2 protein-coding genes and 2 pseudogenes are annotated in these 3,884 nt (G+C 45.2%); 3 read left to right on the forward strand and 1 reads right to left on the reverse strand.

Annotated elements, in window-relative coordinates:
- The first annotated feature begins 216 nt into the window (after nucleotides 1–216).
- Both EII32_RS11000 and EII32_RS11005 read left to right on the forward strand, forming a co-directional pair.
- On the forward strand, nucleotides 217–2,427 hold the full coding sequence (locus tag EII32_RS11000) for a peptidase domain-containing ABC transporter (RefSeq protein ID WP_199741427.1): 2,211 nt from the start codon (nucleotides 217–219) through the stop codon (nucleotides 2,425–2,427).
- 1 nt (nucleotide 2,428) lies between these two features.
- Entirely contained in the window at nucleotides 2,429–2,917 is a 489-nt protein-coding gene (locus tag EII32_RS11005) for a hypothetical protein (RefSeq protein ID WP_125235432.1), read from the forward strand.
- Between the two features lie 210 nt (nucleotides 2,918–3,127).
- On the opposite strand, the pseudogene EII32_RS11010 reads toward EII32_RS11005, so the two are convergent.
- Nucleotides 3,128–3,487, reverse strand: a pseudogene (locus EII32_RS11010) (transposase); the annotation flags it as partial.
- 172 nt (nucleotides 3,488–3,659) lie between these two features.
- Here EII32_RS11010 and EII32_RS11015 point away from each other — a divergent pair.
- Nucleotides 3,660–3,884 (forward strand): annotated as a pseudogene (locus tag EII32_RS11015) (IS30 family transposase); the annotation flags it as partial.

The following is a 3,884-nucleotide window of genomic DNA, read 5'->3' on the forward strand; positions in this document are numbered from 1 at the left end:
GGATATTGTTCAGGTGGAGCATAAGAAAGAACGACAAGAAAAAAAATGAACTTGAAAACGACATAATACGAGACCATGAGAACAAGATAAAACTGTAAAATACAATATCAACGTATGTTCCTTAAAATGTCAGAAAATCAGAAAGAATTACTATATGTTATCTATAAAAACATCCATGCTATATTTTGAAACAATCACCATATAAGCTTATTAATAATGATTTTAATAAAACAACGAGATGCAATGGGTTGCGGTCCCTCTTGCTTGGTGATAATAGCCAAACATTATGGGCAGCAAGTTGACAGAGACCGATTACGAAAAATCTGTTCTTTAGGTAAGGACGGAGTGTCTTTGTTAGGTATTAGCAAGGCTGCAGAAACCGTCGGTCTCAAGACTGTTGGGGGACGCTTGAGTTTCAATACCCTCGCCCATGAAATTCCTCTGCCTTGCATCGTCCATTGGAATCAGAACCATTTTGTTGTTGTATATAAAATAAGGAAGCATAAGAAAGGAAAATATACCGCCTATGTGGCTGACCCCGCAAGGGGATTGGTCACATACACCAAAGAAGAGTTTTGTGAACATTGGGTAAGCACCAAGACCAACGGCGAGGAGAAAGGCATAGCCCTTCTTCTTGAGCCGACGGAGCAATTCTACGCTCAAAACGATACGGAAGCAGTGCCCACGCAAAGCCGAGTGAAATTTCTCTGGAGCTATCTCAAGAAATACAAGCGTTTCTTTACGCAGCTCATTCTCGGTCTGTTGCTCGGCTCGCTCCTGCAACTTATTTTCCCATTCCTCACCCAAGCCATCGTTGATACGGGTATAGGAGGAAAGGACATCGGTTTTGTGTGGCTGGTGCTGTTGGCGGAAATGATGCTTCTTTTCAGTAGAACTGCCATCGACTTTATCCGCTCCAAGATACTCCTGCATATCTCCACACGCATCAACATCTCGCTCATATCGGATTTCTTCATCAAGCTGATGAAACTGCCGATGAAGTTCTTCGACACCAAACTGATGGGCGACCTCTTGCAACGCATCGAGGACCACCGGCGTGTGGAGCAGTTCCTCACGTCGAGCAGTCTGAGCCTGCTGTTCTCGTTCTTCACATTTCTGGTATTCGGTGTCGTCCTTGCTGTCTATAATCTCGGCATCTTCCTTGTATTCCTCTTGGGAACATCGCTTTACGCAGGCTGGATAATCCTCTTCCTCAAAAAGCGCAGACAGTTGGACTACAAATACTTCGAGCAGGCAGGACGCAATCGCAACGTCACCTACCAACTTTTAGGCGGTATGCAGGAAATCAAGCTGCAGGGATGCGAGCAGCGCAAACGGTGGGAATGGGAGGACGTGCAAGCCGACCTCTTCAAGGTCAATCTGCAATCGCTTAACCTCCAACAGGTACAGCAGGCAGGAAGCATCACCATCAACGAGGTAAAGAACATCTTGATTACCGTTCTTGCCGCCACAGCCGTGATACACGGAAACATGACGCTCGGTATGATGCTGGCGGTGCAGTACATCATCGGACAGCTCAACAGCCCTGTGGAGCAGCTTATACGATTCATTTACTCTTGGCAGGACGTGAGCATCAGCCTTGACCGCATGAACGAAATCCACACCGAGACCAACGAGGAGAATGTCGAACGGACACGTACCGCCTATACGGACGAGACCGCCGAAGGACATTCCCTCACGATAAAAGACTTATCCTTCAAATACGACATATACAGTCTGAAAGATATTTTATCAAATATCAACCTCTCCATTCCCAACGGCAAGGTAACGGCAATCGTGGGGGCAAGCGGAAGCGGAAAGACCACGCTCATAAAACTCCTTTTGGGATTCTATGAGCCACTGAATGGAAACATTGAGATAGGCAATGCCAACCTGAATGAATACAATCTCGGTTGGTGGCGAAGCCAATGCGGAGCGGTGATGCAGGAGGGGTATCTGTTCTCCGATACCATTGCGAGAAATATCGCCATTTCGGACGACGAACCCGACATCGAACGTATCCGCCATGCTTCCCATGTGGCAAACATCGCCGACTACATCGAAGCCCTGCCTTTGGCTTACAACACGATGATAGGACAGGACGGACAGGGCATCAGTCAGGGACAACGGCAACGCATTTTGATTGCAAGGGTAGTCTATAAGAATCCGATGTTCGTCTTCTTGGATGAAGCCACCAACGCCCTTGACGCCAACAACGAGCGAGCCATCACTGAAAAACTCTCGGATTTCTACAAAGGAAGAGCAGTTATTGTGGTGGCGCACCGCCTTTCCACCGTCCGCGATGCCGATCAAATCGTTGTCTTGGATGAGAGTAAAATCGCAGAAGTGGGCACACACGAGGAACTGACCGCCAAACGTGGTAAGTACTTCGCCTTAGTGAAGAACCAATTAGAATTGGGTAATTGATATGGAAGAACAAGCAAAAAAACAGGAACGGAGTTTTGAACTTCGCAGCGAGAAAGTCCGCAGCATCGTGGGGCAGATACCCTCCGCACTTATCCGCTATGGTATTACCGCCATAGGAGCGGTATTGCTTTGCCTTTTGGCTGTAGCCTATTTCCTTCCCTATAAGCAGGTGTATTCAGGAACGGCTACCATACACAAAACGGCAACCACACCAACGGACAGCACGAATATAACCATCTTGCTTAAGTTTGAGAACAAACGTCCTGGCAATACGAAGGGACAAATGATTTGTCTGCAATCTCCCTATGGAACGTTTGCAGGACAGATACGAGACCTGTCTCCCGTCCGTGACACTTTGGAGCGTCAGAAAGCCATTTGCCGTTTCAAGGCAACTGAGATAAAATCTGTGGAAAACCAGACGGTGGACTTTCAGATTGTACGTTCATCGGGCAATCTGCTGCAAAAAATGCTTGGAAATATTGGATTATAGTATTTCTAATCTTTTATAAGAAGTGCCAATTTAGGGTCTGCTTTGATACGCTCAGTTTCATTTTTCACAAGAGATAATGTATATTCCAAATCGAAGTACAATAAAATCTTTCCTCGCTGCGCGTTGCAGACAACCTCTCGCTACGCTTCGAGAACGTCTGCATCTCTCGGCGAGGCCCACTTTTTTATTGCACTTCGTTTTGGAACTTGCAATTTCCATTCCTTGCTCGCCTATGCGATTTCGAAAATGAACCAAATCGGAAGATTCACAAGGTTCCTTGGGAAGAAATACCAATTGACCGCAGAAATACTGATAATAAGCATTTTCACTCCACTGTAAAACGACGTTTTCATCGGAAACATTACGCAAGTGTTTCAGAATTAAAAGACCGCACATCAAGCGAACGGGATAGGTAGGGCTGCCATTGATTCTACAATATAAAGTAGAAAAGGCGTCTTCAAATCTACGCCAATTGATTTTATTGGCAAGCCTGTAAAGAGGATGATTCTGATCAAGCATATTCTCTAAGGAAGAGAATAAGGATAGTTGATTGGAGGTTCTTTTTAACATAAAATTCTGCAAGTTTTATACTGTAAAGGTACAAGAACTTGCAGAAATAGACAAATAAACAAGAGGATAATTAACTATAAATCAATGCAATAAATCTTTTTAAAGGGACGACTATGTAGAAAAAACAAGGCAGTTAGAACTTTTTGCATACTAAATTTATCCCGAATTGGCGTATAAGATGAAATACAAGCATAGTCCCAAGGGCGAACATCTTCCAATCAAGGACAGGGTGAGCATACATGAAAGAAGTGAGGAAGTTGACGGGAAGAGATTCGGAGATTTTGAGATGGACTTAATCGTCGATCCTGCCCGGCACGCCATACTCACACCGGTGGAGAAATCCACCAATATGTTGCTTATGCGGAAACTGCCATTTGGGAAGCGGTCAAAGCCTCCG

This window comes from Prevotella sp. OH937_COT-195 (genome assembly GCF_003932845.1).
Lineage (GTDB): Bacteria > Bacteroidota > Bacteroidia > Bacteroidales > Bacteroidaceae > Prevotella.